Annotated in this window: 29 protein-coding genes, 1 tRNA gene and 1 pseudogene; 13 read left to right on the forward strand and 18 right to left on the reverse strand. The window is 65.9% G+C overall.

The genetic code is table 11. The features are described 5' to 3' along the window. Window positions 1–26: 26 nt before the first annotated feature. The 5 genes from CP557_RS09405 to CP557_RS09425 are packed head-to-tail and all read right to left on the reverse strand — an operon-like array spanning window position 27 to window position 4,336. Complete coding sequence (locus CP557_RS09405; RefSeq protein ID WP_143825062.1) at window positions 27–539, reverse strand: DUF7519 family protein; 513 nt, start codon at window positions 537–539, stop codon at window positions 27–29. Continuing rightward, window positions 536–1,861, reverse strand: a complete 1,326-nt coding sequence (locus tag CP557_RS09410; protein ID WP_097379652.1) for a DUF58 domain-containing protein — start codon at window positions 1,859–1,861, stop codon at window positions 536–538. Before CP557_RS09410 ends, CP557_RS09405 begins: the two co-directional genes overlap by 4 nt. Next, window positions 1,854–2,420, reverse strand: coding sequence for a DUF7269 family protein (locus tag CP557_RS09415; RefSeq protein ID WP_097379653.1), 567 nt, complete (start codon window positions 2,418–2,420; stop codon window positions 1,854–1,856). The genes CP557_RS09410 and CP557_RS09415 overlap by 8 nt, the downstream gene beginning before the upstream one ends. After that, window positions 2,421–3,356 (reverse strand): DUF4129 domain-containing protein, encoded by a 936-nt coding sequence (locus tag CP557_RS09420; protein ID WP_097379654.1) that lies wholly within the window; start codon window positions 3,354–3,356, stop codon window positions 2,421–2,423. A 2-nt stretch (window positions 3,357–3,358) separates the two neighbouring features. Then, window positions 3,359–4,336 (reverse strand): AAA family ATPase, encoded by a 978-nt coding sequence (locus CP557_RS09425; RefSeq protein ID WP_097379655.1) that lies wholly within the window; start codon window positions 4,334–4,336, stop codon window positions 3,359–3,361. A 313-nt stretch (window positions 4,337–4,649) separates the two neighbouring features. Here CP557_RS09425 and CP557_RS09430 point away from each other — a divergent pair, with 313 nt between their 5' ends. Together CP557_RS09430 and CP557_RS09435 are read left to right on the forward strand one after the other, a co-directional pair. Then, window positions 4,650–4,877, forward strand: coding sequence for a hypothetical protein (locus CP557_RS09430; protein ID WP_097379656.1), 228 nt, complete (start codon window positions 4,650–4,652; stop codon window positions 4,875–4,877). Window positions 4,878–5,150: 273 nt separating this feature from the next. Next, window positions 5,151–6,011 (forward strand): aldo/keto reductase, encoded by an 861-nt coding sequence (locus CP557_RS09435; protein ID WP_097379657.1) that lies wholly within the window; start codon window positions 5,151–5,153, stop codon window positions 6,009–6,011. A 14-nt stretch (window positions 6,012–6,025) separates the two neighbouring features. Here the strand turns inward: CP557_RS09435 and CP557_RS09440 are convergent, their stop codons facing one another. Continuing rightward, the gene (locus CP557_RS09440; protein WP_097379658.1) at window positions 6,026–7,309 is read right to left on the reverse strand and encodes a hypothetical protein; all 1,284 of its coding nucleotides are present in this window, start codon (window positions 7,307–7,309) and stop codon (window positions 6,026–6,028) included. Window positions 7,310–7,412: 103 nt separating this feature from the next. After that, window positions 7,413–7,580, reverse strand: coding sequence for a hypothetical protein (locus tag CP557_RS22535; protein WP_169924364.1), 168 nt, complete (start codon window positions 7,578–7,580; stop codon window positions 7,413–7,415). A gap of 100 nt (window positions 7,581–7,680) precedes the next feature. On the opposite strand from CP557_RS22535, the gene CP557_RS09445 reads away from it, so the two are divergent. Continuing rightward, window positions 7,681–8,529: an alpha/beta fold hydrolase gene (locus CP557_RS09445; RefSeq protein WP_097379659.1), complete on the forward strand. Its 849-nt coding sequence runs from the start codon at window positions 7,681–7,683 to the stop codon at window positions 8,527–8,529. A 30-nt stretch (window positions 8,530–8,559) separates the two neighbouring features. On the opposite strand, the gene CP557_RS09450 is transcribed toward CP557_RS09445, so the two are convergent. Continuing rightward, window positions 8,560–8,913 (reverse strand): hypothetical protein, encoded by a 354-nt coding sequence (locus CP557_RS09450; RefSeq protein WP_097379660.1) that lies wholly within the window; start codon window positions 8,911–8,913, stop codon window positions 8,560–8,562. 239 nt (window positions 8,914–9,152) lie between these two features. Between CP557_RS09450 and CP557_RS09455 the strand changes: the two genes are divergently transcribed. Further along, window positions 9,153–9,887 carry an MBL fold metallo-hydrolase gene (locus CP557_RS09455; protein WP_097379661.1) on the forward strand — a complete coding sequence of 245 codons (735 nt, stop codon included), beginning with the start codon at window positions 9,153–9,155 and terminating at the stop codon, window positions 9,885–9,887. 90 nt (window positions 9,888–9,977) lie between these two features. Here CP557_RS09455 and CP557_RS09460 read toward each other — a convergent pair whose 3' ends face one another. Together CP557_RS09460 and CP557_RS09465 are read right to left on the reverse strand one after the other, a co-directional pair. Continuing rightward, complete coding sequence (locus tag CP557_RS09460) at window positions 9,978–11,774, reverse strand: L-aspartate oxidase (protein WP_097379662.1); 1,797 nt, start codon at window positions 11,772–11,774, stop codon at window positions 9,978–9,980. Window positions 11,775–12,246: 472 nt separating this feature from the next. Further along, window positions 12,247–12,318, reverse strand: a tRNA-His gene (locus CP557_RS09465). 179 nt (window positions 12,319–12,497) lie between these two features. Between CP557_RS09465 and CP557_RS09470 the strand changes: the two genes are divergently transcribed. Both CP557_RS09470 and CP557_RS09475 read left to right on the forward strand, forming a co-directional pair. Continuing rightward, entirely contained in the window at window positions 12,498–12,953 is a 456-nt protein-coding gene (locus CP557_RS09470) for a DUF5814 domain-containing protein (RefSeq protein WP_097379663.1), read from the forward strand. A 149-nt stretch (window positions 12,954–13,102) separates the two neighbouring features. Beyond that, entirely contained in the window at window positions 13,103–13,315 is a 213-nt protein-coding gene (locus tag CP557_RS09475) for a hypothetical protein (protein WP_097379664.1), read from the forward strand. A gap of 69 nt (window positions 13,316–13,384) precedes the next feature. On the opposite strand, the gene CP557_RS09480 is transcribed toward CP557_RS09475, so the two are convergent. Further along, window positions 13,385–13,807, reverse strand: a complete 423-nt coding sequence (locus CP557_RS09480) for a ribbon-helix-helix protein, CopG family (protein WP_097379665.1) — start codon at window positions 13,805–13,807, stop codon at window positions 13,385–13,387. Window positions 13,808–13,967: 160 nt separating this feature from the next. On the opposite strand from CP557_RS09480, the gene CP557_RS09485 reads away from it, so the two are divergent. Both CP557_RS09485 and CP557_RS09490 read left to right on the forward strand, forming a co-directional pair. Then, on the forward strand, window positions 13,968–14,948 hold the full coding sequence (locus tag CP557_RS09485) for a VOC family protein (protein ID WP_097379666.1): 981 nt from the start codon (window positions 13,968–13,970) through the stop codon (window positions 14,946–14,948). Beyond that, entirely contained in the window at window positions 14,945–15,622 is a 678-nt protein-coding gene (locus tag CP557_RS09490; RefSeq protein ID WP_097379667.1) for an alpha/beta hydrolase, read from the forward strand. Before CP557_RS09485 ends, CP557_RS09490 begins: the two co-directional genes overlap by 4 nt. Window positions 15,623–15,713: 91 nt before the next feature. On the opposite strand, the gene CP557_RS09495 is transcribed toward CP557_RS09490, so the two are convergent. The 3 genes from CP557_RS09495 to CP557_RS09505 form a co-directional block, all read right to left on the reverse strand. After that, complete coding sequence (locus CP557_RS09495) at window positions 15,714–16,358, reverse strand: RPA family protein (protein ID WP_097379668.1); 645 nt, start codon at window positions 16,356–16,358, stop codon at window positions 15,714–15,716. Between the two features lies 1 nt (window position 16,359). Beyond that, complete coding sequence (locus tag CP557_RS09500) at window positions 16,360–17,289, reverse strand: replication factor A (RefSeq protein ID WP_097379669.1); 930 nt, start codon at window positions 17,287–17,289, stop codon at window positions 16,360–16,362. A gap of 170 nt (window positions 17,290–17,459) precedes the next feature. Continuing rightward, window positions 17,460–18,350, reverse strand: a complete 891-nt coding sequence (locus CP557_RS09505) for a dihydrodipicolinate synthase family protein (protein ID WP_097379670.1) — start codon at window positions 18,348–18,350, stop codon at window positions 17,460–17,462. Window positions 18,351–18,437: 87 nt separating this feature from the next. Here CP557_RS09505 and CP557_RS09510 point away from each other — a divergent pair, with 87 nt between their 5' ends. Together CP557_RS09510 and CP557_RS09515 are read left to right on the forward strand one after the other, a co-directional pair. Continuing rightward, window positions 18,438–18,749: a DUF7091 family protein gene (locus tag CP557_RS09510; protein ID WP_097379671.1), complete on the forward strand. Its 312-nt coding sequence runs from the start codon at window positions 18,438–18,440 to the stop codon at window positions 18,747–18,749. Between the two features lies 1 nt (window position 18,750). After that, entirely contained in the window at window positions 18,751–19,779 is a 1,029-nt protein-coding gene (locus CP557_RS09515) for a mannose-1-phosphate guanylyltransferase (RefSeq protein WP_097379672.1), read from the forward strand. Between the two features lie 15 nt (window positions 19,780–19,794). Here the strand turns inward: CP557_RS09515 and CP557_RS09520 are convergent, their stop codons facing one another. From CP557_RS09520 to CP557_RS09535, 4 genes are read right to left on the reverse strand one after another with little or no spacing between them, the layout of a single operon-like run. Beyond that, on the reverse strand, window positions 19,795–19,998 hold the full coding sequence (locus tag CP557_RS09520) for a CbaC protein (RefSeq protein WP_097379673.1): 204 nt from the start codon (window positions 19,996–19,998) through the stop codon (window positions 19,795–19,797). Continuing rightward, window positions 19,999–21,765: a b(o/a)3-type cytochrome-c oxidase subunit 1 gene (locus tag CP557_RS09525; protein ID WP_097379674.1), complete on the reverse strand. Its 1,767-nt coding sequence runs from the start codon at window positions 21,763–21,765 to the stop codon at window positions 19,999–20,001. After that, window positions 21,725–22,534, reverse strand: a complete 810-nt coding sequence (locus CP557_RS09530; RefSeq protein WP_097379675.1) for a cytochrome c oxidase subunit II — start codon at window positions 22,532–22,534, stop codon at window positions 21,725–21,727. The genes CP557_RS09525 and CP557_RS09530 overlap by 41 nt, the downstream gene beginning before the upstream one ends. Further along, window positions 22,531–22,734: a hypothetical protein gene (locus CP557_RS09535; protein WP_097379676.1), complete on the reverse strand. Its 204-nt coding sequence runs from the start codon at window positions 22,732–22,734 to the stop codon at window positions 22,531–22,533. Before CP557_RS09535 ends, CP557_RS09530 begins: the two co-directional genes overlap by 4 nt. Window positions 22,735–22,834: 100 nt before the next feature. Here CP557_RS09535 and CP557_RS09540 point away from each other — a divergent pair, with 100 nt between their 5' ends. The 3 genes and pseudogenes from CP557_RS09540 (at window position 22,835) to CP557_RS09550 (ending at window position 26,374) form a co-directional block, all read left to right on the forward strand. Further along, window positions 22,835–23,047: a cytochrome-ba3 oxidase subunit gene (locus CP557_RS09540; protein ID WP_097379677.1), complete on the forward strand. Its 213-nt coding sequence runs from the start codon at window positions 22,835–22,837 to the stop codon at window positions 23,045–23,047. A gap of 17 nt (window positions 23,048–23,064) precedes the next feature. Continuing rightward, window positions 23,065–23,907 (forward strand): sulfite exporter TauE/SafE family protein, encoded by an 843-nt coding sequence (locus CP557_RS09545; protein WP_097379678.1) that lies wholly within the window; start codon window positions 23,065–23,067, stop codon window positions 23,905–23,907. A gap of 2 nt (window positions 23,908–23,909) precedes the next feature. Then, a pseudogene (locus CP557_RS09550) lies at window positions 23,910–26,374 on the forward strand (heavy metal translocating P-type ATPase). Window positions 26,375–26,428 lie beyond the last annotated feature (54 nt).

Consider the following 26,428-nt stretch of genomic DNA (forward strand, 5'->3'; position numbering starts at 1 on the left):
GAAAGATCGGCGCGTCTCAACCAGCGTCACTGCTCGAGTTCGCGGAGGGCAGCCAACAGCGCTGTCGCACCGATAAGTAACGAGACCAGAGTCAGTACCGATTGCCCGCCGCTGGCGAACAGAAAGACGAGGTAAACGGGACCGACCCCGACTGTGGCGACCGCGATGGTGACTGCCGCATGGGCCAACTCGAGACGCCGCGTCCTGGCCCGCGGGCCGAGTTGGTCGCCGAGAGTTATCGCACGTTCCCCGAAGTCCCAGGCGACGAAGGTAGCTGCGACTGCGAGGACGATCCGTGCGGGCTCACCGCCGGCAACCCCCGTTGCCAGCGTGGCACACCAGAGGGCTGCACAGCCACCGACCACGATTCGCCGGTCCGACCGCCAGAGGCCGCCGGCGACGAGGGCGACGCCGAGCGGAGCGAGCAGGATCGACCAGCCGGCACCGCCGAGTCCCGTCACGCCCGCCACTCCTGCAGCCCCGACTGCGAGGCTCGAACTGATTCTCGACGGGGTGGTCCGTATTCCGGCGTCGGTCATTGCCATCCCTCCTCGGCCCGCTCGAAGGCGACTGCGAGTGGCTCCGACATCTGGCAGTCGATGACGCGGACGTTCGCCCGTTGCAGCGTCTGTATCCGCTCTTTCCGATAGAGTCGGGCGACTCGAGCCCCCAGCGTCTTCCGGTCGGTGACGTCGGGACTGACGACCGTTACGGCAGTCCCGGCGGCCTGCAAGCGTCGGGCGATCGTAACAGCGGCGTCGTCGGCCAACGGTGAGCAAAAGAGGACCTGTGCGTCGTCCGGGAGGTAAACCTCGAGCCGGCGAAGTTGCAACGCGGTTTGGCGGTCGACTTCGGGTGAGGGCGTGGACAACCTGTGTGTTCGGATCCGTTCGCGTGGCGGACTCGAGGACAACGTCGGATTCGTTGCCAGCAGGTCGCGTGCGCGTTGGCGGTGCGTCTCTCCCGCGGACGGGCCGAGCCATACGAACTCGGATCCGACCGCCGTGATGCCCGCCCGGTTACCGGCGTCGAGCAGCCCAGCGAAGATCTCTCCGGCCGCCCGAACGCTCCATTCCACGGCATGCGTCCCGGTCGCATCGTCTCTGACTCCCACGTAGGCCGGCGGCCGTGCGTCGACGAAGAGGAGGGCCGTCGCCATTCGTTCCTCGCGAAAGTCGAGCGTCGTTAGCTCGCCGGTCCGTGCGCGTCTCGCCCAGTCGATGCGGTTCACCCGGTCGCCAGGTCGGTAGTCACGAACCCCGTAGAATTCGGTTCCGCTGCCGCCGCTGTCGGTCGGGATCTGCCCGCCGTAGTGGGAGACCAGCCGTCGAAGCGGTGGTTCGCTCGAGCCGTCCATCGACGGCGAGCAGGTGAGCGTCGTTTCGACGGGCTCGCGTAGCGCCGTCTCGTAGGCTCCGTTGAAGCTCCGGCAGACGACGCGGACAGGATCGAACTCGTGGGTCCCGCGTTCCGCCCGGATCGTGTACGTATGCGTCAGTGATTCGCCAGCATGCAACACGGTCCCGAGATGTGGCGATCCCTCGGGGACGTCGAGTGCTGTGGGGACTCCATCGACGATGCGTACGTCGGGCAACAGCCGGTTGCCGCGGTTTTCGACGGTCAGTCGGACGGTGACGTGCTGGCCCGGCGTCGGCGTTCGATCGTCTAATTCCCTCGTCATTCGGATCTCGGGTTCCGGCTGCGTTCCGAGTCTGGCGTAGGCCGCGAACACGACACCGACGGCGGCGAGGAGGAGGACGCCCGGTTCGCGCGCGAGTAATCCGACTGCGGCGGCGGCCCACGCGACTGCGTCGACGCCCGCCCACCGGTTCGTCGGCCGTTCGGTCGCCGTCTCACTCATCGGGGCCCTCCATGCGTTCTTCGAGGGCGGCGACGGCGTGTCGTACTCGTCGCTGGAACAGCGTCTCACGGCCCAGTAGCGAACGGATTCGATCGCGCCACGTCGGGACGTATTCCTCGGTGAACAGGGCGGCTCCGACGGGATCGTCGGTCCACGTCCCACGCTCGAGACGCCTTCGGACGACCTCGGTCGAATCGCCGGTTTCCGCGACGAGTATCCGAACGGCGGCGTGTCTGAGATAGCGCGTGAGGCGGGTACGGCGGCCAGTCTGCGTCTGATAGCTGCTCAGTTCGAACGTCCGATCGAACGTCTCGCCCGGGAACGTCGGCGATTCGACCCGGTGGGCGTCCGGGAGCGTCGCACGCTCCCACGGGGAGTTCCAGACGGCACTCGCGGTCCGGACCGTCTGGACGAGGGCGAGTATTCCGAGCAGCGGGACGAACGCATCGCTACCGCCAAAGAGCGTTGCGACGCCGGGGATCCACATCGCAACGATCCCGAGCCCCACGGCGACGACGCCGCCGGCGATCAACGCGCGTCCGACCACTGGACTTCCCATCTAGTTCCCTCCATTCGGGGGTACGCCGTCCGAGTCGTCAGCTGTCGTGGGACCCTCGCCGACGCTCTGGAAACTCGCTTCGATGCGCTCGAGGGCGTTCCGCGCGCGTGTTTCCCGATCGGCCGTCGCGTCGAACCCGCCGTAGCGTACTTCCTCGAAGCGTGCAGTCAGCTCGCGCACGGCGTCGGGATTCAGGCCCGCTTCGATAGCTGCGTCGGCGAACTCGCCCGGCGTACTCGATTCCGGACTGGGAACGTCGAGGTGGACCGCCATCTCTCGCCACGCCCGATGGATCTCGGTCTCGAAACCAGCACTGCCCTCGAGACGCTCGGCCGCGTCGCCGGCGGCACGTGCTGCCGCCGCCCCGTCCGAATCGTCGTCCGCCTCGACGGGAGAGGCCGACGCAGCGCCACGATCGACGAGCGAAACGGAGAACGATATCGCGGCGAGGGCAAGTCCCGCGAGGAGGACCGCGCCGAGGAGCACGGCCGGGACGACTGGACCGGACCCGCTCGCGGAGTCGCCGACGCGACCCAGCGGGAGTCGATCGAACTGTCTGTACACGATCGTCGCTGCGCCACCGGTTGCGCAGTCGGTGAGCACCAGATACAAGCCGAGGGCAGGGCCACCGACGCCAGCCCCGACCGCGATCGCCTCGAGGCGACTGTAGCGGTGCCAAACGAGCAGGCTCCCGCCGCCGAGGGCACCGAGGAGCCCCATCGTCGCCCAGGGCGTCGCGAGCCAGGAAACGCAGGGGGGACCTGGGGAGACACCGGGCCGATCCCCGTTCGATACCGGGGATGGGCTCGCTCCGTCACCGGTTCCGCCGCCGCCAGGGGCGGGATCCACTGTCGAATCGAGCGTTGCCGCGGCCAGCGAGAGCGCGAGCACACAGACCGCCGCGACGATGAGGAGACGGTGTTGCCGTGGCCGCATAGCTACGTCCCGTTCCCACTCCGTTCGATTCCGTCGACCGTCGGAACGGGTTCGGATCCGAGGACGCCGTCGATGACGGTGCGGCCGTCGATGCCATCGATGCGCGCGTCGGCGGTAAGCACGAGTCGGTGGGCCAGTACCGGGTGGGCGACTCTCTTGACGTCGTCCGGCGTGACGAAACCCCGACCCTGCATGACGGCACGTGCACGACACGCTTCGAGCAGTTGCTGTGTCCCGCGGGGTGAGACGCCGATATCGACACGGCGGTCCTCCCGAGTCGCGCGTGCCAGTCGACCGATGTAATCGAGGGTGTCGGCGTCGACCCGTACCGTCTCGGGCACGCGCTGCAGTTCTCGCACCTGTGCTCCGGACAGGACGGGTTCGACGTCGGGACTCCGGGTTTCCCGGTCGAGACGCCGTTGGAGGATATCGATTTCGCCCTCGTGATCGGGGTAACCCAGTTGCGCTTTCACGGTGAAGCGATCGATCTGTGCCTCGGGGAGGGGAAAGACGCCCTCGCTCTCGATGGGGTTTTGGGTCGCGATGACAACGAACGGATCCGGGAGCGGCCGCGTTTCACCCTGCGTCGTCACCTGCCGCTCGGCCATGGCCTCGAGGAGTGCAGCCTGTGTCTTGGCCGGTGCTCGATTGATCTCGTCGCCCAGAACGACGTTCGCGAAGACCGGGCCCTCGCTGAACTCGAACGTGCCGTCGCGTTCGTCGTAGAGCTGGCTCCCGGTCACGTCCGTCGGCAGCAGATCGGGCGTAAACTGGATTCGGGAGAACGAGAGGCCCAACGCCGTCGCGAAGCACCGCGCCGTAAGCGTCTTGCCGGTTCCCGGGACCTCCTCGAGAAGAACGTGGCCGCGCGAAAGCACCCCGATGAAGACGGTCTCGAAAAACGACCGGTCTGCGACCACCGCGGTCGCTACTTCGTCGAGGACGTCGCTGCAAACCGCGCTCGCTTCCGCGATGTCCATGACAATTCACGGCACGCCACTGAGTTAGGTATTCCGCTCGAACGGGTGGTTCGCACCGAACGGGAGCCCACGGCAAGTCATCGACACCGACTCGCGATCCATCGTGATCGATCCCGGGCCGAATCGGCCGACCGGATGTCCTGCCAGGAGCGGACTCCGCCGGGACTCGTCCCGACGGATCGCAATCGACGAACGGCTCGCGTTCGGCCATCGGCCCGAGCGTCGGAACGGACGTCCTCGCTAACCGGGTCAAATTCGGATCGACCGGAACCATGAAAGGAATTAAGACCGGTTAGAAGCAAAGTAAGTGCAGATGTCAAACGTATCCGAATCCGCGGCGTCGGAATCGACAGCAACCAAATCGAGGCAGGTAGCTCGCGTCCTGAACCTGTCTATTCTCTTCGTCGGTATCGGACTGTACGCGGCGATCGGGTTCGCGATGCATTACGTCGCCCTGTTTTCGGAACACCAGACGACGTACTTCGTCGTCGGGACTGCTATCGGAGTCATCGGACTTCTCCTCTGGATCGTTACCAGATAAGGCGTCGTGAACCCGACACCCCGAAACCGACGGCGGAATCACAACTGCGTGGTTCGACAGCGAGTGGTCACGATACGACAGGGATAGTCTGCTCAATCGGATCCCGGCTGAGACGGACACGAGGGCGGCTGTGGACCGAGATACTATCGACGAGGCCGACTCGACGATCGATCACGCGACCGTCAGCGATTTTCGAGTCCCGGTGACGCTTCGGTTCCGGCAAGCACCTCGCAACCGCCAACGATTATCCCCGCTCGGTGTGGTACTGCAAGCGTGAGCAGCAACTCGATCACAAACGAGAGTGGGACGTTCGAGATCGGCGAGACGACGGTCCATCGGCTGGGGTTCGGCTCGATGCGGCTCTGTGGCGACGACATCATCGGCTCGCCCGAGGACGAAGAAACCGCACGGGAGGTCGTCCAGCGCGCCGTCGACTGTGGCATCGACCTCATCGACACGGCCGACTCCTACGGCCCGGCCGTGAGCGAGCGACTCATCGGCGAGGCGATCGGTGATCCCGACGACGTCCTGGTCGCGACCAAGGCCGGCCTGTTGCGCAACCGGGAGGGCGAGTGGATCGCCCACGGCGATCCCGACTACATCCGCAATCAGGTGCTTACCTCGCTCGACCGGCTCCGGACGGACACCATCGACCTCTATCAGTTCCACCGGCCCGACGGCGATACCGACTTCGAGGACTCCGTGGCTGCGTTCGCCGAACTCAAAGACGAGGGACTCGTCCGCGAAGTCGGTCTCAGTAACGTCTCCCCCGAACTCATCGATCAGGCTCGCGAGCAGGTCGATGTCGCGACCGTCCAGAACCGGTACAACCTGAACGACCGCGGGGCCGCCGATTCCCTCGAGGTCTGTGCCGAGAACGATATCGGGTTCATCCCGTGGGCCCCGATCAACGGCGACGATCTGGCCGCACACGACGATCTCCTCGACGACATCGCAGCGGCACACGACGCGACGCGACGACAGGTCGCGCTGGCGTGGCTCCTCGAGCGTGCAGACGTCATGCTGCCGATTCCGGGGACGTCCGATCCCGCTCACCTCGAGTCGAACGTCGCCGCCACACAGCTCTCGCTGTCCGACGACGAGGTGCAGCGACTGACCGACGCGGCCGACTAGGGCACCGAACCCGATTACGACGCTGCGAGTCGGCCGGCGATGCGCTGGGAGAGTTCGGTGAGGTAGAACAACCCCCAGATCGCGGCCACGACGGCGCCGACGACGTCGTACACGAGGTCGACGATCGTATCGTTGAGACCGTGTTGGGCGAGAACCGCCTCGAGGCCGTACCGTCGTGCGCTCCAGTCGATGACGAACTCCATGAGTTCCCAGACGACGCCGAATGCGAGGACGAACACGAGGATGAACGCGAACAGCATCGCCGGGGGAACGTAAATCTCGTCCGTGTGGAGGTCGATCGCCCGGACGACCGCATAGCCCCCCGCGGCGACGATCGACGCCGAAACCGTATGCGTCAGGCTATCCCACGGGCCAACGATCGCGTACAACCCGGCAGAGCCGAGTACGTGGAGGAAAACGGCCGCCGTGAGCCAGAAGACGAGTCCCGGCTCGAGCGGTAGTTTGGCATCCCGCTCGAGGAGGGCGGAGAGAAAGGTGATGGCGAGCGCGATGGCGGCGTTCGAGACCGTCGTCAGGTCGCGGCTGACGATCCCATACAGCAGGAGGACCCCCAGGGCCGCCTGCATGACTCGGGAGAGTCGCCGAACGATCTCGTCGGGGACGTCTAGCTGATCGCGGATCAGCGTCGGGACGGGGTCCGATTCCTCGTCGGGCGACGCGTCCCGCGGCGTCGGCGTCCGCTGTCTCTCGATCTCGGTACCGTACGACCCGAAGTAGCGACCGAAGACGACGCCAGCGAACAGCCCGGCGGCCGCTGCGTACGCGAAGTTGATCATCAGCGCGCGGTTGGCCGCGTCCTGCGAGCGGCCGTCCAGTATGTAGTCCGTCCCGAACGTCACGTCGGCGACCCACTGGGCGACGTTCCACGCGCCGGCGACGGCGAGCGTCGTCAGCACGACGAGCGCGACCGCGAACGCGTGGTTCATCCGGACCGTCGTGAACCGGTCGATCTCGACGGTGGCCACGAGCGCGACTGCGGCGACGGCGACGTAGACGGCGATCGACGTCAGGAACGACTCACCGAGTACCGTCGCGTCGACGACGGGCAGGGAGACGAGGCCCAACAGCTCCCAGGGTGGCATCATCAGCGGATCTCGAAACGCGACGGCCGGAAGCATCACGATCACGGTCGCGAACCCGGTGAACGCGAACCATCGGTAGGAGTCGGCGAGGCCGTGAATGATCGCGAGCGCGACGAGCGCGATCGTGATTGCCCAGGCGAGCGCGGCGTTTCGCTGCGTTTTGTCGAACGGGCCGCCGAATCGAGCGTCCGCCATGTGTCCCCTACGAGACGACGCGCCTAAACGCGAGAGCATGCGAGAGCCATCGAGCGGGCAGCGACACGTCCGGGGGGAGACGGTTCGACCGCTCGCAGTCGACTCACTCGCCGACGAAGACCGTCTTGAGTCGCGATCCACAGGACGGGCAGCAAAGCGTCTGCCACGTGGCCGGGTCGAGTCCACCGATCGTTTTCGTCCGTCGAGCGTCGTCGAACGGGACGGTTTCTCCACAGGAACCACACTCGAGGCTGTCGTCCGTCTCGGTCATCGATCGATGGGACGGTCCGAACGCGCTTTGGTTTGACGACGGCTCACGTCCGCGCCGGTTCCGACGGAAGACTGATAGTTAATCCTCGTAACAGTGTCGTATGGTCGAACACGACGACTTCGAGCACGGACAGGCCCGCGTCAACGGCGTCAAACTGCACTACGTCACCGCCGGTGAGGGGCCACCGCTGGTGTTGCTCCACGGCTGGCCACAGACCTGGTACGAATGGCGGGACGTGATCCCGGAACTCGCGGCGGACCACACCGTCATCGCACCGGATCTCCGCGGATTGGGTGACTCCGAGGCGCCCGTCTCGGGATACGACAAGGATACCGTCGCGACCGACGTCCGAGAACTCGTTTCCCACCTCGGGTTCGACGACGAACCGATCGCGCTCGTCGGCCACGACTGGGGGATGCCGACCGCCTACGCCTACGCCGCTCAGTACCGCGAGGATGTCCGCGCGCTCTGCGTTCTCGAGGCCGGACTGCCGGGCATCAACGAGGACGAGAAGCTCAAGCTCTGGCACACCCGCTTTCACAGCGTTCGCGACCTCCCCGAACGGCTGGTCGCCGGTCGCGAACGGCTCTATCTCGACTGGTTCTACGGGGAAGGGGCGTACGATCCCACGGCGATCGACGACGACGCCCGCGAGGAGTACGTCCGCTGTTATGCACAGGCCGGCGGACTGCGGGGTGGCTTCGAGTACTACCGGGCCTACGACGCCGACGCCGAGCACAATCAGGACCACGCCGAAGATCCCCTCGAGATGCCCGTCCTCGCCCTCGGCGGCGCGGCGTCTTTCCGCGAACTCCCGATCAGAGACATGGAGGCGGTCGCAACCGACGTCGAGAGCGAGGTCGTCGAGCGCGCCGGCCACTGGATTCCCGAGGAACGGCCGGAGTACTTCGTCGAGCGCCTGACCGAGTTCCTCGAGGAGGCGGCGTAGGCGGAGGCGTTAGGGGACGGCGGCTCGCGGTCAGTAGTCGTCTTTGACCGCGTCGATCTGGCACTGAATACAGTGATCGTCGGCGAAACAGGCGACGTTGTCGTACGGGCAGTCGTACGCCTCGACGTCGACGGACAGGCGCCGTTTGGCGTGCTCCCACTCCGTCTCCCAGTCGTCGATACTCATCTCGGCGGAGGTGAAGACGACGGCCCCGTCCCGGTCGACGATCTTCGCGACCGTGACCGAGCGGTGGTTCTCCTTGACGACGGCGATGGCCTCTTCGTACGACGTACAACGGATTTGCTCTCTCCCCGCCGTGTCGTCCAGGAGGCGGACGACGATGGAGCCGTCGTACTCCTCGGTCGGCTCCAGCCCATGGCTCATGCCATCTACTGTCGGAACGACGCGACAAAAAGTTGCGCTTCAGCGAGGCGAGGGAAGGGGCGCTCGAGAACGCGATTCCGAGCGGCCGCAGTCGCTCGAGAGAGGCGGATGGCCGTCCGATTCGAGAATCGAACGGGCCCGACTCACTTCGGTCGCGACGACCTCGAGTGCGGACAGCACGTACATCCCGGTCGACTCACCGTAACCCACAACCCGACGCTCGCCGAAGGGCCTGTCGTATGTCACCGAACCTCGATACCAGCGTCTCTCTCGTCCGCAACGCAACGCTCCTCGTGACCATCGGAGAGACGACGTTTCTCGTCGATCCGCTGTTTGCGTCTCCCGGAGCGAATCCGTCGATACAAAATACGCCGAACGATCGTCGGAATCCCCTCGTCCCGATGCCCGACGTCGAACTGTCGTACGATGCCGTGATCGTCACCCACCGTCATCCCGACCACTTCGACGACGCGGCGAAAGCGGAACTCGACGCGGACGTTCCACTGTTCTGTCAGCCCGTCGAGGCGAATGCGTTCACAGACGAGGGGTTCACCGACGTGCGGCCCGTCGACGATTCGGTCTCGTTCGGCGGCGTCACCATCTCCCGGACGCCGGGTCGCCACGGACACGGCGAGTTAGCCGAAGAGATGGGGCCCGTCTCGGGATTCGTTCTCGAGGCCGAGGAGACGCTGTACCTTGCCGGCGACACGGTCTGGTACGATCAAGTGAAACGGACGCTTGAGCAATTCGAACCCGACATGGTCGTTCTCAACGGCGGTGAAGCACAGTTCGATCACGGCGAGCCGATCACGATGGGCGTCGCGGACGTCTCCGCCGTCCGTGAGGCCACCGATGCGACGGTCGTCGTCGTTCACATGGAGGCGATCAACCACTGCTTGCTCACACGCGACCAATTGCGGTCGGAAACTGAGAACGTCCACGTCCTCGACGATGGAGAAGCGATCACGCTGTAGCGCGAACGACATCGTGCGACGGCGGTCAGAATCGGCCGATCGTGGGGACACGCTTTCCTCGAGCGATCGACCGCTCCGCAGTGACCCCGCTCATTCGAGCTGGTGGTAATCGAGTTCGTACCCCCTATCGAGGGCCGCCTGTACCGCATCGCTCGGCGTGCCGACGGGGCTAGTCGAGAGGTCCATCGCGCCGACGCTGTCCGAGCGAACCACCACGTTGCGTCGCCATTCGGGGGTCGTGTCCGGGAAGTCGGTGCGGAAGTGTGCGCCGCGTGACTCCGTTCGCTCCCGCGCACTGCGGAGCACGGCATCCGCGGTGAGCAGGGCGAACCCGAGGTTGAGCGCGAACTCGTAGGACGCGCTCGTCCTGTCCCCGACCGCGAGATCGGACGCCCGCTCACGGAGTTCGTCGAGGCCGGCCAATCCGTTCTCGAGTCCGTCCGCGTCGCGCAGGATGCCCGTGTGGTCCCAGAGCAACGACCGGAGGTCGTCGAACACCGCCGCCGGGTCGTGCGTCCCGTCGCTGTTTGCGAGATCGGCGAGATCGTGGAGGTGGAACGCGGCGTGCTCGCCGAGTTCGTCGGCTCCGCGCACCTCGCGTTCGGCGAGCCGGTCGGCGACGGCTTCGCCAGTGACCGCGCCGTACGCGACCGTCTCTGCGAGCGAATTTCCCCCGAGCCGGTTCGCACCGTGGACGCCCGCCATCGTCTCCCCGATGGCGTACAGCCCGTCGACGTCGGTCTCGCCCTCGTCGTCGACACGAACCCCACCCATTCCGTAGTGGGCGGTCGGCGCGACCTCGACAGGCTCTTCGGCCATGTCGACGCCCAGTTCGGCGAACCGTTCGTCCATCCGCGGGAGCCTCGTTTCGATGAAGTCGCGCCCCCGGTGGGAGATATCGAGATAGACGCCGCCGGAGTCCGTACCGCGGCCGTCGGCGATCTCTTTCGCGATGGCGCGGGCGACGACGTCTCGGGCGTCGAGCTCCATCTGGTCCGGCGAGTACCGTTCCATGAACCGTTCCCCCTCGGCGTTGTACAGTCGACCGCCCTCCCCGCGAACGGCCTCGGTCACGAGCCGCCCGTCCCACGACTCCCCGTACCGCTTGCCGACCATGCCCGTGGGGTGGAACTGGACGAACTCCATGTCCATCAGCGTCGCACCCGCCTGATAGGCGAGTGCGGGCCCGTCGGCGGTGTTCTCGTCGTCGCGCGAGGAGTGGCGGCGGTAGAGCCCGGTGTACCCGCCCGCGGCCAGAACCACCACCTCGGCGTCGAAGACGACGAACTCCCCAGTGTCGAGATCCGTTCCGACTGCCCCGAGCACGCGGCCGTCGTCGGCGAGTATCCGGGAGACGAAGACGTTCTCGCGGTAGGGGATCGAGAGCGCCTGTGCACGGTCGACCAGCGCGTCGAGGAGCGCCTCCCCGGTGTAGTCGCCGGCGAACGCCGTCCGGCGAAACGACTGTGCGCCGAAGTAGCGCTGGTCGATGTCGCCGCTTTCGGTGCGGCTGAACTCCATGCCCCATTCCTCGAGTTCGCGGAGGATGTCCGGCATTCGGCGGGTGACCGTCTCGACCTTCCCCGGATCGTTGAGGTGGTGGCCCTCGGTCAGCGTGTCGGCGGCGTGGATCGTCCAGTCGTCCTCCGGGTCGAGGGTCCCGAGCGCCCCGTTGATGCCGCCGCGGGCCCACGTCGTGTGGGCGTCGCCGTGGGCACGCTTCCCGACGACGAGCACGTCCGTCGGGTCGACGCCGCGTTCGACCAGTTCGATCGCGGTCCGTGCTCCTGTGGCACCCGCGCCGATGACGAGCACGCGCCGGTCCACGGTCTCGTAATCGACCGTATCGGCCCGCGTACCTGCGTCTGTTGGGGGTGATTTGTTCACGCTATCGCTAGGGACGCGACACTGTTAACTCTCTCGCCAAACCCGCTTTGTGAGCGCCGCTTAACTGTCTTGGAGGCTGTTTCGTTACCTGCGGAAGGAACGCTCAACACCGCGACCTCCTTGGTCGTCGTTCGGACAGCCGTCACTCGTCGCCGGCGGTTTCTGCCTCGAGTCGGCCTCGGTATCTTCAAGCGAGGTTCACGAACGGCCTGGGTGCGAGAATCGAACCACGGCCGTTCGGCTCACTGCGTTCGCTTCGCTCCCTGGTTCGATTTCGCCTTCCGGCTCCTCCACTCCTCCCTGTGGCTCCCGGAGCGACATTGCCGCTCCGAGCAGTCGCTCACTTCGCTCGCGACGACGTCGTGAAAAAGTCCGGGTGCGAGAATCGAACCCGACTGCGAGACTCGTTTCACTCGTCTCGCGTGGTTCGATCTCGCCTTCCGGCCTTCTTCGTCACTACGTTCCTCAGAAAGTCCGGGTGCGAGAATCGAACCCGCGTCTCAGCCTCCACAAGGCTGAAGGATAACCACTACCCCAACCCGGACACGCTTACACGTGAACCTACAGCCGGTTGGACTAAAATACGTTACGACTCTGCGACGCGGTGTGGGACACTGTCGCGTGGGATTTCGCCCGGCGTGAGCGATTCCTGGTAACTCGGCGCACTCGAGCCCGCTCGCGACCGAGACGTTTTTCGGCCCACGCGCGGTAACACCGACAAGCGTGGCCATCACCGACAAGATTTACATCAAAAACCACCGTCAGCTCAGCTCCCAGCTCGAGACGAACATCCCCAAGGGCGCGTTCAAGGGTGCGACGCTGGACATGCTCTTCCAGGGCGACGGCCTCGAGAAACTCGACGACGCGACGCGCGATCGGGTGCTGGATTTCACGCAGGACTTCCTCGATTGTGGCTGTGACAACAACCCCTACTGTGGGTGCCCGGAGCGGAAGTTCGTCGGATACCTCCTCGAGTTGCGCGCCCAGGGTCTGGGACCGGACGCGATCGTCGACGTGATGACCGACGACTACATGGTGTATGCCTACTCCGGCGACGTCCTCTCCTTCCTCGACAACGGCGTTCGCACGCTCGAGGCCGCGGAAGGACTCGCGCGGGTCGACGGGGCCGACGAGAAGTACGACGAGATCCGGCAAGCAAAACGGGAACTCGAGCGGTAGATCGCTCTCGAGGATTTCGTACTGCCGGAGAGGGCTCCGTGAAGACTTCTGATTGGAGCCATCCTGAAGGGTCTAAGACGCCGCCCGTGGTTCCGACCGGATCGGAATCGTGACCGATTATATACGTATCTGCCAGCTAGTCGGCGGTGATGCCCCAGACGGCTTTCGAGACCGTTGAAACGATGCTCACGAGCGTTCAATCGGAGGTCGACGATCCGGAACTCCGTTTCAAGCTCCGGACGTCCCGACAGCTGCTCCGCTTGTTGAAAGAGCAAAAGGAGGCGGGACGCGAGGCGTTGGCGGAGACGGATCTCGACGACTCGACGCGTGAAAACCTCGAACAGTTAGGATATCTCGAATAGAAACCGCTGGCTGTCCCACGATCGGACGGGTAGAACCGTTCCGGACCCGGTTTCGACCACCCCCGTTCGTTACCGCAGTTGGTAGGGTTCGTCTTCGTCGTCCAACTCGTCTAACTCATCGAGCAGCAGTACCTCGTCTTCCTCGTCCTCGAGTCGGTCCTGCAGGTCGTTGACGTATCCCTTGTACTCCTCGAGTTGCTCCCGGAGGTGTTCGGCCTCGAGTTCGAGCCGTTCGTGTTCGCGAATGAACCGCTTCGGGACTTCGACGGTCGGCGGGAACGAGATGTCGTCGCCATCTCCGTCGCCGCCGGTTCGGGCCTCGAGTTCGGTCTCGGGGACCACTTCGACCTGGCCGTCGTGTTCGACGAGCTGGTCGACGTAATCCCGAAAGACGGCGGACAGCGAGATGTCGCGCTCCTCGGCGATCGCCTGAAGTGCCTCGAAGGCGTCCTCGTTGACCCGAAACGAGATCGTCTTGTTCTTGTTCCCCATCGATACCCCTAGTCGTCGTTCACGCCACTTAACCATTTGTCAGACGGTGTGTACGACCGACGAACTGGTCGAGCCCGCTCGAGCGCTCGAACCGCTGCGTAAACCGGTAGACCGGCAGCGACCCGGCAGGCTATCTGCCTCGAGGCCCAATTTTCGACTCATGCTGACCGATACGCCGGGCCTCCACCACGTGACGGGGATCGTCGGGGACGCCCAGACAGCGATCGACTTCTACGGCGGCGTGCTCGGCCTCGCGCTCGTCACGCAGACGGTCAACTTCGAGGACATCCTCCAACATCACCTCTACTTCGGCGACGCAAACGGGACGCCGGGAACGGTCCTGACGCACTTCCCGGATCCACACGGCGATCCCGGCCGGGCCGGAACCCCACAGATCGAATCGGTTTCGTTCGTGATTCCGGCCGGCTCCCTCGAGTACTGGCGGATACGGCTCGGGAACCACGGGATCGCAGTCGAGGGACCGTTCGAACGGTTCGACGAACGGGTCTTGCGGTTCGAGGATCCTGCGGGCACGCAGATCGAACTCGTGGCCGGGCCGCCGGTGCCGGACGATATCGAGCCCTGGACCGCGGGCCCGATTCCGACCGCCCACGCGATCCGCGGACTCCACGGCGTCGCGACGCTGTCGGTCAACCCCTACGCGACCGCGGGCACGCTCGAGACCCTGGGATTCGAGCACGACGCGGAAGACGGCGATCGGATTCGATATCGCACCGACGGATCGCGAGCGACGGTCGTCGACGTTCTCGATCGCGACGCCCCGTTCGGCCGGGAGGGGCAGGGAACGCTCCATCACGTCGCGGTCCGCGTCGAAGACGAAGACGAACTCCACGAGTGGCGGGAACGCTTCGACGACCGCGACTATAGCGTCTCGCGGGTCAAAGACCGCCGCTTCTTCCACTCGCTGTACGTCCGCGAACCGGGCGGGATCCTCTTCGAACTGGCGACCGAGACTGACGGGGTCGCGGCCGGCGAGGACGGGGCGGACCAGGGCGAGTCGCTGTACCTCCCCGACTGGTTCGAGGAGGATCGCGACCTGATCGAGAGCCAGCTCCCGACGCTGACGGTTCCGACGGCTCGCTGGGATAGCGAGGAACGCACAGGTTTCGAGGGGCGATGACGGAATCAGGTCGTCCGACGGACGCCGTAGCGGGACTCCACACCGGCCAGCCGCTGCGTACCGCCGGCGCACCCGCACTGGCGGCGGACGCGGCGCTGATCTGCTGTCACGGCCGCGGCGCGACGGCGCAGGGCGTCATCAACCTCATGGATCCTGCCTCTCGACACGGCGTCGCCGTCCTCGCGCCACAGGCCGAGCGAAGCCGCTGGTATCCGCACCCGTCGACCGCACCGCGAGCCGACAACGAGCCGTGGCTCTCCTCAAGCGTCGACCGTATCGGGCTCGCACTCGAGCGGGCACGAGCGATCGACGTCCCGCCCGAGCGGACCGTCCTCGCCGGTTTTTCACAGGGAGCTTGCGTCGCCGCGGAGTTCGTCCGCCGAACCCCGACTCGCTACGGCGGGCTCGCCGTCCTCTCCGGACTGCTCCCCGGATCGGCCGCCGAAATCCGTTCGACCGCGATCGACGGCTCGCTCGAAGGAACGCCGGTGCTCGTCGGCTACGGCGACGCCGATCCACACGTGGAGTCCGAACACATTGCGGAGACGATCCGAGTGTTCGAGGAGGGGGATACAGCGGTCGACGAACGCTGCTATCCCGACACGGGCCACGAAGTCACCGCCGACGAGTTCACGGCGATCGGAGCGATGCTCGAGCGGGTGCTAGACGAGTGATGCCGTCGACGGTCACTGCTGGGATCGCCGTCGTCCGACTACGATGGCCGCCGCTTTCGAGTCGGGAAAAAGAACCGTCCGTGAGTCGCGTTCAGACTGTCGCTTCCGCGTCGTCGGTCTCCTCGATGGCCTCGAGGCTCTCGAGTGCCTGAATCACGTCGTTGCGGTAGTTGACGACCGGTGAGTCGTAGCGTTCGCGGGCCATCTCGGCGTACTCGTTCGTCGGTGCCGTCGAGGCGCTTTCGGGCGCTTCCTGTTCGGCCTCCCACTCCTCGAAGGACTCGATGCGATCGAGGGTGCGCTCGGCGGTTTCGACGACCCAGCGGTCGCGGGTGTCGTCGTCGACGACCGCGATGGACTCCGGTCGCAGGGAGACGTTGACGGTGCCGTCGTCGGTCTCGTAGGTGCGCGGTTTGCCGACGATGGAGACGTATTCCGGCGGCTCCGTGTCACGCAGCACCGAGGCGGCCTCGGGCTGGTACTGGCCGGCGTAGACGAAGAACGTTCCCGTCGGGTCGACGACCCGTCCGCGCCAGTACTCGCTGTCGTCGCCGACGTCTTCGGTCTCGGTGAGGGTCCCGACGACGAACACGCGGTTCGCGCGGTCGCCCGTCGGCAGGAGCGCGAAGTTCGGCGCTCGCTCGTCGTCGCTCTCTTTGAACGCGTACGTCGAATCGTTGAATTCGGAGGCGAAGACGCGGCGGGCGACTTCGCGCGTGAGTTCTGACTGGCTCATATCACATCGACCTCGCTTTGATCAGCAGTTCCTCGGGATCGGCTGGCCCGTCCAGTTCCTCGACGTCGTCGGCCAGGACGTACCGGCCGAAGGTCGGCCCTTCGATGCGGTAGTAGGTCCCGACGATATCGTCCCGGATCTCGTCGGCGACGACGGTCGTATCGAGCGCGTCCATCGCCATGTCCTTGGCTTCCTCGAGGCTCAGACCCGTCAGCTCCTCGGTCGCGTCCTTGTCGAAGATGACCTCGTGGGCGTCGATGCCGTCGTCGACGACGGCCTTGATGCGGAGGTCGAACTCGCCTTCGCCCTCGCCGTGTTCGTTACAGCGCCCGTTCTGGAGGACGCGGGTACAGCCCTCCTCCGGACAGCGCTTGATCAGCCCGCTGCCGCTTTGCATGTCGACCAGTGCGCCCTCGACCTCGCTGGTGTCGTTGCCGACCTCGAGGTCCTCCTCGAGTTCCTCGATCACCGTCGTCGAGTTGAGTTTGACCGAGTACCGGCCCTGGTACTCGTCGGTGACGACGTTGCGAAGTTCGTAGACGCCCCCTTCCTCGAGCGCGGGGAGATCGGATTTGGCCCACTTGGTGAACTTGATCGTCCCGGTCGGGTCGCCCAGCAGGCCGACCTGCGCGACGGAGTCGCTGCGGGGATCCCAGAGTTCGATGACCTTCGCGGTGAGGTCGATCCACTCCTCGGGCTCGTCGACGTCCTCGACGTTGGCTTTCTCGCTGTCGCCACTCGAGATGTCCTCGCGATCGAGGCCGGCCTCCTCGAGGTAATGGTTGGTGACGCTCCGGCGTGCCTCGTCGATCGGTACTTTGTATTCGTCGACGAGCGTGGTCAGGCGCTCCTCGACGTCCTCGACGCTCACGTCGAGGTGGTCCGAAAACTGCTCGTGTATGTCGTCGGCGTGTTGGCGTACGTCGCTCATGGTTTCTCGCCTCCTCTTTGGTTTCACTGGGAGGCATACGTCCGTTCGCGCCCGATAGTATTTAAAGTACCGCCACCGGAGCGAAAGTGAAGGCCCGCGAAAGAAACCGCCGGACTGCGTCGAGGGGCGTGTTCGGTACGGCGATCGAGACCGGCACGGTCGGCTCCCCGTTACCGCTCGCCGACCGCGAGTGCGGTCTCGAGAGCGCCGGCGATCGTTTCGGTGCCCGCGTCGTCGACGGCCACGAGTGGCGGCCGAACCTCGTCGGATGGGATAACGCCGCGTTCGGTGAGCGCGGTCTTCGTCGCCGGGGCGAAGCCGTGTGTCGTGCAGGCCTCGAACAGCGGCGAGATGGCATCACGCTGGAGCGCTCGCCCGCGTTCGTCGTCGGCCCGCTCGAAGGCCGCTCGCAGTATGTCGGGAACGACGTTCGACAGCGCGTTGATCCCGCCGTCCGCACCCATCCGGAGCGCGGGGACCAGCAAGGCGTCGTACCCCTGCAGGCACAGGAACTCCGCGGGCGTCTTCTCGAGCACCGAGAGGAAATACTCGAGGTCGCCACTCGAGTCCTTGATCCCGACGACCTGGTCGTGCTCAGCGACGGCGGCCACCGTTTCGGGCTCGATGCGCTGGCCCGTACACTGGGGAATGTTGTACAACAAGATCGGGAGCGACGCGTCCTGCAGGACTGCCTCGAAGAACTGGTGGTTGCCAGCGGGGGCGTTCGCCGTGGTGAAGTAGGGTGCGACGATCGCGGCGGCGTCGGCACCCGCATCGCCAGCCCGGTCGATAGCTGCTATCGTGTCGTCGACGCTCGTCGCCGCGGCCCCGGCGACGACCGGGACCTCGGCGTGTTCGACGGTCGTCTCGACAACGTGGTGTTGCTCGGCGGCCGTCAGGGCCGGGAACTCGCCGGTCGTCCCGCAGGGGAAGACCGCGTCGATGCCGCCCGCATGAAGGTGCTCGAGCAACTCGGCGAGTGCCGCGTCGTCGATCGATCCGTCGTCGAAGGGAGTCACCATCGGGCAGGTGATTCCCCGGAGCGCATCGGTGATGGCCATGTTTTTGACTTGGGCCATTCGATCAAAGTCGTTGGCATCGCAGTGCCGTCCGACAGTATATGTGCCCGGGGGCCAAACGGTGAGCCAATGGCGGATCGGCGTCGACTCGAGCGGTTCCTCCGCTCGACGCTGCAGGAGGCGGGCGAGCAGTTCGAGGAGCTCCGCAGGTCGACCGACGAGCAACTCGAGGAGGCGCGGGACTCCTACGCGGTCGCGAAAAACGCCCGCGGGTTGCCGGCCGACGATGCGGGGCGGGCGAAGATCGTCTGCCGGCGCTACGCCGAACAACGGGCGGCGAAGCTCGACGAGGAGTACCGGCCGGCCTGCTACGAGGAGGGCCATCCCGACTGCGAAGGGTGTGCCGAGGACGTCCGCAACGGACGGATCGAGACCTGGTAGTATGGACCGTCCAATCGTCGCCTGCGTCCTCGCCGGCGGAACCGGAAGCCGACTCTACCCCGCGAGCCGGAGCGATCGCCCGAAACAGTTCCACTCCTTTGGCGGCGAGCGTTCCTTGCTCTCCCGGACGATGGATCGAACGGCCTTTGCCGACGAACGGTACGTCCTGACTCGCGACTCGTTCACCGACGAAATCCACGACCACGCGCCCGAGGCGGGCGTGCTGGTCGAACCCGACGGAAAGGACACCGGCCCGGCGCTGGTCTACGCCGCCTGGCGGCTGCGCGATCGGTTCGAGCGGGAGCCGGTACTGGTCTGTCTCCCCAGCGACCACCACGTCGCCGACGAGGCGGTGTTCGCCGCTCGGCTCGAGCGCGCCGCCGAGATCGCCGTCGAAACGGACGGGCTGGTCACGCTGGGCGTCGAGCCGACCCGGCCGGCGACGGGCTATGGCTACATCGTCCCGACGCGGAGCGATTTCGACGAGGACGGCTACGCTGCAGTCGAACGATTCACCGAAAAACCCGACCGCGAGGCGGCGACGCGCCTCGTCGACGCCGGTGCGTACTGGAACGCCGGGATTTTCGCGTGGACGCCGAGCGCGCTCCTGCAGGACGCGCGTGACTCCCCGCTCGCGCCGCTGGTCGATGCACTCGAGGACGGCGATCCCGACGGTGGGTTCGACGCGGTCGACTCCATCAGCGTCGATTACGCGATCATGGAGCGTTCGACCGACGTCTCCGTGACGCCGCTGTCGGTCGGATGGGACGATCTCGGGACGTGGGACGCCGTCGGACGGGTATTCGAGACCACGCGCGACGACACGGCGAACGACCTCGTTGCGGGAGAGATCCTCTCGATCGACGCCGCGAACAACGTCGTCGCCGCACCCGACTCGCACGTGTCCGTACTCGAGGTCGACGACCTGATCGTCGCCGCGTTCGACGACCGGATCCTCGTCGCCCCGCGGGACGCCTCACAGCGAGTTCGCGACGTGGTCACTCGACTCCGCGATCGGGACGCCTTTTGAAAAAACGGTCCGGAGTTAGCTCGAGCCTGAGGGCCCGGCGTTCCCGTTGGGCGGCCACACCGCCCAGAGTACGATCGCGAGGACGGCTGCGCCACCGAGGACGAGCGACTCGAGGACCGAGAGCTCGATCCCGAACCACGAGAGCGCCGTCCGGAACTCGACCACGAACGGGATGAGGACGGCGATGACGACCAGCAGCGCCCCCTTCGAGATGCGCATCTACGGCATCACCTCACTGACGGACTCGAGCACGAGCGCGGGATCGGTGCCGATGGTGAGCTGGAAGCCGTCGATGCCGGGGCCGAACAGCCCGCCGGCGTCGACGATGCTCGCCAGCGGGAGGGTGTAGCCGATGATCACGAGGACGACGGCGATTGCCGTCCAGAGCTTGAGGTTGTCGAGGATGGCCGGCGAATCCTCGGGACCCGAGAGCGTGCCAGCGTAGGTGTTCTCGGGAATCGAACCGTTGCTGTCGTTGAACGAGGTCATGACCATGTTCAGGAGGAACAGGGCCAGCGACACGGTCAACAGAACTGCACCGAGGGCGACCTGAGCGTTGATCTCGCCCATGCTGCCGGCTGCGGGCTCGAACGAGAAGTTCTGGTACTGAGGTTCCGCGGTCCGTCGGGGCACGCCGAACAGCCCGGAGCGGTGCATCGCGTTGGACATGAACGTCATGCCGATGAACCAGATCAGGACCTGCCCCAGCGCGACCGAGCGGTTCCACAGCTCTTTGCCGGTGACCTGCGGGATGAACCAGTAGGCCGCTGCCATGAAGGTCAGGGCGACGGCGGTGCCGACGGTGAGGTGGAAGTGACCGACGACCCACCACGTGTTGTGGACGAGGTAGTTGATGTTCATCCCGGCGTTGATCATCCCGGAGAAGCCGGCTGCGGCGAACATCAGGCCCGCAAGCGCCATCCCGGTGAACACCGGGTCACGCCACGGGAGGGCCTTCAACCAGCCGAGATAGCCTTTGCCGCCGCGCTGGCGAGCGCCGTGTTCCATGCTGGCGACGACAGTAAAGGCGGTGAGCAGGCTGGGCAACAGCAGGAACATCGTGTTCGTCATCGCGATGAACTTGTACCCCTCCGCGATGCCGGGGTCCAAGTACTGGTGGTGGATGCCCACCGGCGTCGACAGCAACAGGAAGAGGACGAAGACGACCCGCGCGAGCGGATCGCTGAACAGCTTCCCGCCGGAGAGCTTCGGCAGCATGATGTACCACATCATGTACGCCGGCATCAACCAGAAGTAGACGACGGCGTGACCGAAGTACCAGAACAGCGTTCTGGTCAACAGCGGGTTGACGGAGTCGACGATCCCCAGCGACCACGGCAGCAGGAAGACGAGGATCGACAGGGCGACGCCGAGCGTACAGAGATACCAGAACAGCGTCGTCGTCAGCGCCATGAACGTCGGCAGCGGGATCCGCTCGCTGGAGTTTTCCTTCCGCCAGGCCCACCACGTCCGGAACCAGTCCGCCCCGGCGAGCCACGAGCCGACGACGAACAGCACCAGCCCGATGTAAAAGGCGGGATGGGCCTGCAGCGGCGCGTAAAACGTAAAGAGCACGTCGGCGTTCGTCGGGATCGCGTCGACGACCCCGCCGAGGATCGAAATCCCGACTAACACCGTCCCGACGACCATCATCGCGTACCAGCCCCAGGTGAATCGGATGTCGACGACACCCCGATCGAGGCTGGTGGTCACCGCCCAGGTGAAGATCCCCACGAGGAAGAAGATCGTGAAGGTGATCGCCAGCAACACGCCGTGGGCGGTGAGGACCGTGTAGTAGTCGGCCGAGTCCATAATGCGGAGGAAGTCGGTCCGGTGAAGCGCCTGCAGGAGACCGAGCGAACCCCCGATCGCGAGCGCGAGGAAGGAACTCCAGAAGGCCGCCTTGATCACTCCCGCTTCGGCCGGGAACTGGTCGACGTAGGCGTTACGCATCGCCCTCACCTCCGTCGCCACCGTCACTGCCATCGGTCGGCTCGACGACCGAGAGGGTACCGCTGTCCTCGTAGCCGTCGGCGGTCACCGTCCAGTCGTACTCTCCCGTCCCGAGCTCCGTCGTATCGACCGGGAACTCGACGGTCTCGCTCCCGTCGCCGGCGACCGTGACGTCTTCTTCGTACTGCTGATCGCCGATCTCGAGGGTGACGGTCGTCTCGAGGTCTTCCTGCATGCCGTTGCTCACGGTCGCGTTGATCGTCGTCTCGTTGCCTGCCTCGACCTCCCGTGGGGCATCGACCGACAGCTCGGTCAGGTCGAACTCTTCTTCGGGAACAACGGTGAGTAATCCTTCCATGGTGTGGTGACCTTCTCCACAGTATTCGTTACAGAGGATGCCGTACTCGCCCGGTTCGTCGAACTGGACGGTCATCTCCGAGACTTGACCCGGGACGACCATCGTGTTGATGTTCGTTCCGACCACCGAGAAGCTGTGTGTCACGTCGCGACTCGTGACGTAAAACGTCACTTCGCTGTTTTCCGGAACCTCGATTTGATCGGGCGTGTACAGCCACGCCTGGGCGACGACGTTGACTTCGTATTCGTTGCCGCCGACGTGTTCGACGCCGGGGTCGCCGAATCGCTCGTGGTCGTTGATATTGGCGGGGTCGATCGTCCCGCCATTGTCGTCGATCATCGCGATCCCGGGACCGACCGCGCCGTACGTGATCGTCGCGATGAACCCGACGATCAATACCATGGCTGCGGCCAGCCAGACCTTTTCGTAGGTGTGAATGTTCATGCCAGTCCCACCACCGTCAGAAGCGTCCCGACGACGGTTGGACCGTTGCCGAGGAACTCGACGAAGTACATGAACACCCATAGCAGTACCAGTATCAGAAAGTAGATCGTGATCAGGATCGCTGTCCCGACCGGATCGTACTCGTCGTGACCGATCTCACGAACCTGATCGGTCTCGCTTTTTTCCGTTGCCGAAGCCATATCGGGTGATAGGGGAGGGCCGTCACTTATTCTCGACCGTCCTTCCCGGTTCCTGGGAACACCGAAACGGTTTAAGCAGTCTACGCCCCCACTCGTCGGTATGACTCTCGAGAACGTCACGCCGCGACACGCCGCGGCCGCCGGGTTGCTCGCGTTCGTTCCGGTACTCGTCTACGGGATCACCCACTCGCCACTCGCCGGCATCGTCAGTGGGATCAATCTGCTCATCATCTTTAGCTCGCTGTACATCGCGACGACGCCGGTCGATGGCGGGCACGGACACGGCCATCCCGGTGACGGCACCGCGAGCTGAGCGTTCTTTTCGCCCAGATGATTCCAGTACCACTCCCAGCGGCTCCGGAGTCACCGTTGTTCGCACTCGAGGCCGCTTCGGGGTCCGGAGTGGCCCTCGAGAACGCGGATCTGCTCGTCCTCGTCGTCGTGGGACTGTTCGCCGGCGCACACTGTCTGGGGATGTGTGGCCCGCTGGTGACGACCTACGCCGATCGGATCGGAGCCGCGAGTGAGAAGCGCCGCGAGGACACGCTCTCCGGCTACGAGGTCCGCCAGCATGCACTGTTCAACCTCGGGCGGACGGCGAGCTACGCCGTGATCGGCGGCCTGTTCGGCCTCCTGGGCGCGATCACGGTCGCCTCGACCGAAGCAGTTGCCGCGGTCGGCGATAGCGTCAGGGGCGCAACGGGGATTCTCGTCGGGATCGCGATCATCGTCAGCGGCCTCTACTACCTGCGGGGACAAACCGCCGTTCCCGGCCACGGACTCCCCGTCGTCGGCTCGCTGTTCGCCCGGCTTTCGGGGCTGCTCTCGAGCCGGATCGATCGGCTCGCGACCTCGCCGGGGATCGTCGCACTCGGCGCGATCCACGGGTTCATGCCGTGTCCGATCATCTACCCCGCTTACCTCTACGCGTTCGCCCTGGGGTCGCCGACCCGCGGGGCGCTCTCGCTGGCCGCGCTCGGAATCGGGACGATCCCGACGCTGTTCGTCTACGGGACCGCCCTGACCTCGATCGAGACGGAGACGCGACTGCGCCTCCATCGTGGACTCGGCGCAGCGTTCCTCCTCCTTGGCTACATTCCCCTCTCACACGGACTGATGCTGTACGGAATCCACCTACCACACCTGCCGCTGCCGTTCGCCCAACCGTTCTAACGATGAGTCAGGACCCACGAACCACGAACGCATCCGTTCCGCCCCCGGAACGGGCGGCTACAAGCCAGGATACCGCACACAGCGGGAGCGCCGCGGATACCGAGACGTGCGACCTCTGTGAGCTGCCCACCCCCGCCGAACCGATCACCGACGCCGACGTGGACGGCTCGTTCTGTTGTCGGGGCTGTCTCGAGGTCTCTCGCACGCTCGAGGGAACCGACGACGCGCCCGAGGAGTCGGCGTTGCGGTCGCGTCTGGAAGGGGGAGACGACGGGACCGGGCGATCGCTCGACGAACTCGAGGGCGAGGACGCCTATCTCGCGGTCGAGGGCATGCACTGTTCGACCTGCGAGGCGTTCCTCGAGACGACCGCCGAGCGCGAGGACGGCGTGGTCGGGGCGACCGCCAGCTACGCGACGGACACGATCCGGCTCGTCTACGATCCCGACCGGCTCGCGGCCGATGAGCTTCCGGACGTCGTCTCGGGCTACGGCTACACCGCAGCCGAGCGGTCGGCCGACGGCGACGACGCCGGCTCGGCCGACGATTCCATCGGCCTCCTGTTGGGTGTGTTCTTCGGGATGATGGTCATGGTGTGGTACGTCCTGTTTCTCTATCCGGTCTACTTCGGCTTCGAGCCGGTCGCCGACTTCGGCGGCTACGAGGGTACCTTCCTCGCGGCCAACATCTGGCTGCTGACCTCGATCGTTCTGTTTTATACCGGCCACTCGATCCTCCGTGGCGCGTACGTGAGCCTCCGCGCGGGGCAACCGAACATGGATCTGCTCGTCGCGATCGCCGCCCTGGGGTCGTATTCCTTCAGCGTCGTCGCGACGCTGCTTGGAAACATGCATCTCTACTTCGACGTGACCGTCGCGATCGTCCTCGTGGTAACTGCGGGGGCCACTACGAACGCGCCGTCAAGCGCCGCGCGACCGGGTTGCTCTCGGAGTTGACCGAACGACAGGTCGACGAGGCACGCCTCGAGAACGGCGAGACCGTCCCCCTCGAGACGGTCGACGCCGGCGACCGGCTCCTGGTGCGGGCCGGCGAACGGGTCCCCCTCGACGGCGAGATCGCCGAAGGGACTGCCGCGATCGACGAGTCGCTCGTGACCGGCGAATCCCTGCCCGTCGGGAAGGAGCCCGGCGATTTCGTCCGCGGCGGCACCGTCGTGACCGATGCCCCGATCGTCCTGGAAGTCGGCGAGGGAGCCGAGAGCACGCTCGACCGACTCGTTTCGGTCCTCTGGTCGATCCAGAGCGCCCGACCCGGCGTCCAGCGGCTCGCTGACAAGCTCGCGACGGTGTTCGTCCCGCTGGTCGTCGCTCTCGCTGTCGGAACGGCTGCCGTGTTGCTCGCGACCGGCTCGAGCGTATCGAGGGCGTTGCTCGTCGGGCTGACGGTCGTGATCGTCTCCTGTCCCTGCGCGCTCGGGCTCGCGACGCCGCTTGCGATCGCCGCAGGCATTCAGGCTGCCGCCGAGCGGGGAATCGTCGTCGCCGCGGAGACGATTTTCGAGGACGCGCCGGCGATCGAGACCGTGGTCCTCGACAAGACGGGGACGCTCACGACCGGGCGAATGGCGGTCGAAGCCGTCCACGCTGCCGACGGGGACGCCGACGAACTGCTCCGACGCGCCGGTGCGGTCGAGTCCCTCTCCGAGCATCCGGTCGCGGACGCCGTGGCCGACGCCGCATCCGACGCCGAAACCGAGGACGATCCCACCGCCGACGCGGGCGCAGTCGACGGGTTCGAGCGAGCAGCCCGCGGCGTCAGCGGGCTCGTCGACGGGCAGCGCGTCACCGTCGGCCACCCCGACTTCCTCCGCGAGCAGGGTCACACGGTTCCCGAGTCCCTCGAGCCCCGGATCGACGAGGCCCGCGATGCCGGCCACGTCCCGGTCGTCGCCGGCTGGGACGGCCGGGCCCGCGGCGTCATCGTCGTCGGCGATTCCCCACGCGAGGAGCTCGAGGATGCACTCGAAACGCTCTCTGCGGGCCGCGAGGTCGTCGTCCTCACCGGAGACGAGGGGGCGGCTGCCGACGCGTTCCGCGAACTGGCCGGCGTCGACGAGGTCTTCGCCGGCGTCCCACCGGAAGCGAAGGCCGAGACCGTCGACCGGCTGCGTGCCCGCGGACCCGTCGCGATGGTCGGGGACGGGAGCAACGACGCGCCCGCGCTGGCCGCTGCCGACGTCGGCATCGCGATGGGGAGCGGGACGAAGCTCGCGACCGATGCGGCCGACGCGGTGATCGTCGGCGACGACCTCGAGGCGGTCACCGAGACGTTCGATATCGCGACGGCCACCCACCGGCGGATCCGCCAGAACCTCGGCTGGGCGTTTACGTACAACGCGGTCGCGATCCCGCTCGCGGTCGCCGGGCTGTTGAACCCGCTGTTCGCCGCCGTCGCGATGGCCACGAGCAGCGCGCTCGTCGTCGTGAACTCGGCGCGATCGATCTGACGGACGGACGACCAGTCGCGTCTCCGAATCCGTACGTGCAGCCGTCAATGGGGA

The sequence above is a fragment of the Natrinema ejinorense genome (assembly GCF_002494345.1).
Classification (GTDB): Archaea; Halobacteriota; Halobacteria; order Halobacteriales; family Natrialbaceae; genus Natrinema; species Natrinema longum.

Bases quoted from the DNA above. Each gene is read 5' to 3' on its own strand.
- CP557_RS09525 (WP_097379674.1), bottom strand. From the start codon at position 21,765: ATGGCAGTGACGGTGGCGACGGAGGTGAGGGCGATGCGTAACGCCTAC.
- CP557_RS09440 (WP_097379658.1), bottom strand. From the start codon at position 7,309: ATGGCGGACGCTCGATTCGGCGGCCCGTTCGACAAAACGCAGCGAAAC.
- CP557_RS09490 (WP_097379667.1), top strand. From the start codon at position 14,945: ATGACGGAATCAGGTCGTCCGACGGACGCCGTAGCGGGACTCCACACC.
- CP557_RS09520 (WP_097379673.1), bottom strand. From the start codon at position 19,998: ATGCGCATCTCGAAGGGGGCGCTGCTGGTCGTCATCGCCGTCCTCATC.
- CP557_RS09500 (WP_097379669.1), bottom strand. From the start codon at position 17,289: ATGAGCGACGTACGCCAACACGCCGACGACATACACGAGCAGTTTTCG.
- CP557_RS09420 (WP_097379654.1), bottom strand. From the start codon at position 3,356: ATGCGGCCACGGCAACACCGTCTCCTCATCGTCGCGGCGGTCTGTGTG.
- CP557_RS22535 (WP_169924364.1), bottom strand. From the start codon at position 7,580: ATGACCGAGACGGACGACAGCCTCGAGTGTGGTTCCTGTGGAGAAACC.
- CP557_RS09510 (WP_097379671.1), top strand. From the start codon at position 18,438: ATGGCGGATCGGCGTCGACTCGAGCGGTTCCTCCGCTCGACGCTGCAG.
- CP557_RS09455 (WP_097379661.1), top strand. From the start codon at position 9,153: ATGTCACCGAACCTCGATACCAGCGTCTCTCTCGTCCGCAACGCAACG.
- CP557_RS09405 (WP_143825062.1), bottom strand. From the start codon at position 539: ATGACCGACGCCGGAATACGGACCACCCCGTCGAGAATCAGTTCGAGC.
- CP557_RS09415 (WP_097379653.1), bottom strand. From the start codon at position 2,420: ATGGGAAGTCCAGTGGTCGGACGCGCGTTGATCGCCGGCGGCGTCGTC.
- CP557_RS09425 (WP_097379655.1), bottom strand. From the start codon at position 4,336: ATGGACATCGCGGAAGCGAGCGCGGTTTGCAGCGACGTCCTCGACGAA.
- CP557_RS09410 (WP_097379652.1), bottom strand. From the start codon at position 1,861: ATGAGTGAGACGGCGACCGAACGGCCGACGAACCGGTGGGCGGGCGTC.
- CP557_RS09535 (WP_097379676.1), bottom strand. From the start codon at position 22,734: ATGGCTTCGGCAACGGAAAAAAGCGAGACCGATCAGGTTCGTGAGATC.
- CP557_RS09450 (WP_097379660.1), bottom strand. From the start codon at position 8,913: ATGAGCCATGGGCTGGAGCCGACCGAGGAGTACGACGGCTCCATCGTC.
- CP557_RS09540 (WP_097379677.1), top strand. From the start codon at position 22,835: ATGACTCTCGAGAACGTCACGCCGCGACACGCCGCGGCCGCCGGGTTG.
- CP557_RS09530 (WP_097379675.1), bottom strand. From the start codon at position 22,534: ATGAACATTCACACCTACGAAAAGGTCTGGCTGGCCGCAGCCATGGTA.
- CP557_RS09430 (WP_097379656.1), top strand. From the start codon at position 4,650: ATGTCAAACGTATCCGAATCCGCGGCGTCGGAATCGACAGCAACCAAA.
- CP557_RS09475 (WP_097379664.1), top strand. From the start codon at position 13,103: ATGCCCCAGACGGCTTTCGAGACCGTTGAAACGATGCTCACGAGCGTT.
- CP557_RS09445 (WP_097379659.1), top strand. From the start codon at position 7,681: ATGGTCGAACACGACGACTTCGAGCACGGACAGGCCCGCGTCAACGGC.
- CP557_RS09480 (WP_097379665.1), bottom strand. From the start codon at position 13,807: ATGGGGAACAAGAACAAGACGATCTCGTTTCGGGTCAACGAGGACGCC.
- CP557_RS09485 (WP_097379666.1), top strand. From the start codon at position 13,968: ATGCTGACCGATACGCCGGGCCTCCACCACGTGACGGGGATCGTCGGG.
- CP557_RS09545 (WP_097379678.1), top strand. From the start codon at position 23,065: ATGATTCCAGTACCACTCCCAGCGGCTCCGGAGTCACCGTTGTTCGCA.
- CP557_RS09505 (WP_097379670.1), bottom strand. From the start codon at position 18,350: ATGGCCATCACCGATGCGCTCCGGGGAATCACCTGCCCGATGGTGACT.
- CP557_RS09515 (WP_097379672.1), top strand. From the start codon at position 18,751: ATGGACCGTCCAATCGTCGCCTGCGTCCTCGCCGGCGGAACCGGAAGC.
- CP557_RS09495 (WP_097379668.1), bottom strand. From the start codon at position 16,358: ATGAGCCAGTCAGAACTCACGCGCGAAGTCGCCCGCCGCGTCTTCGCC.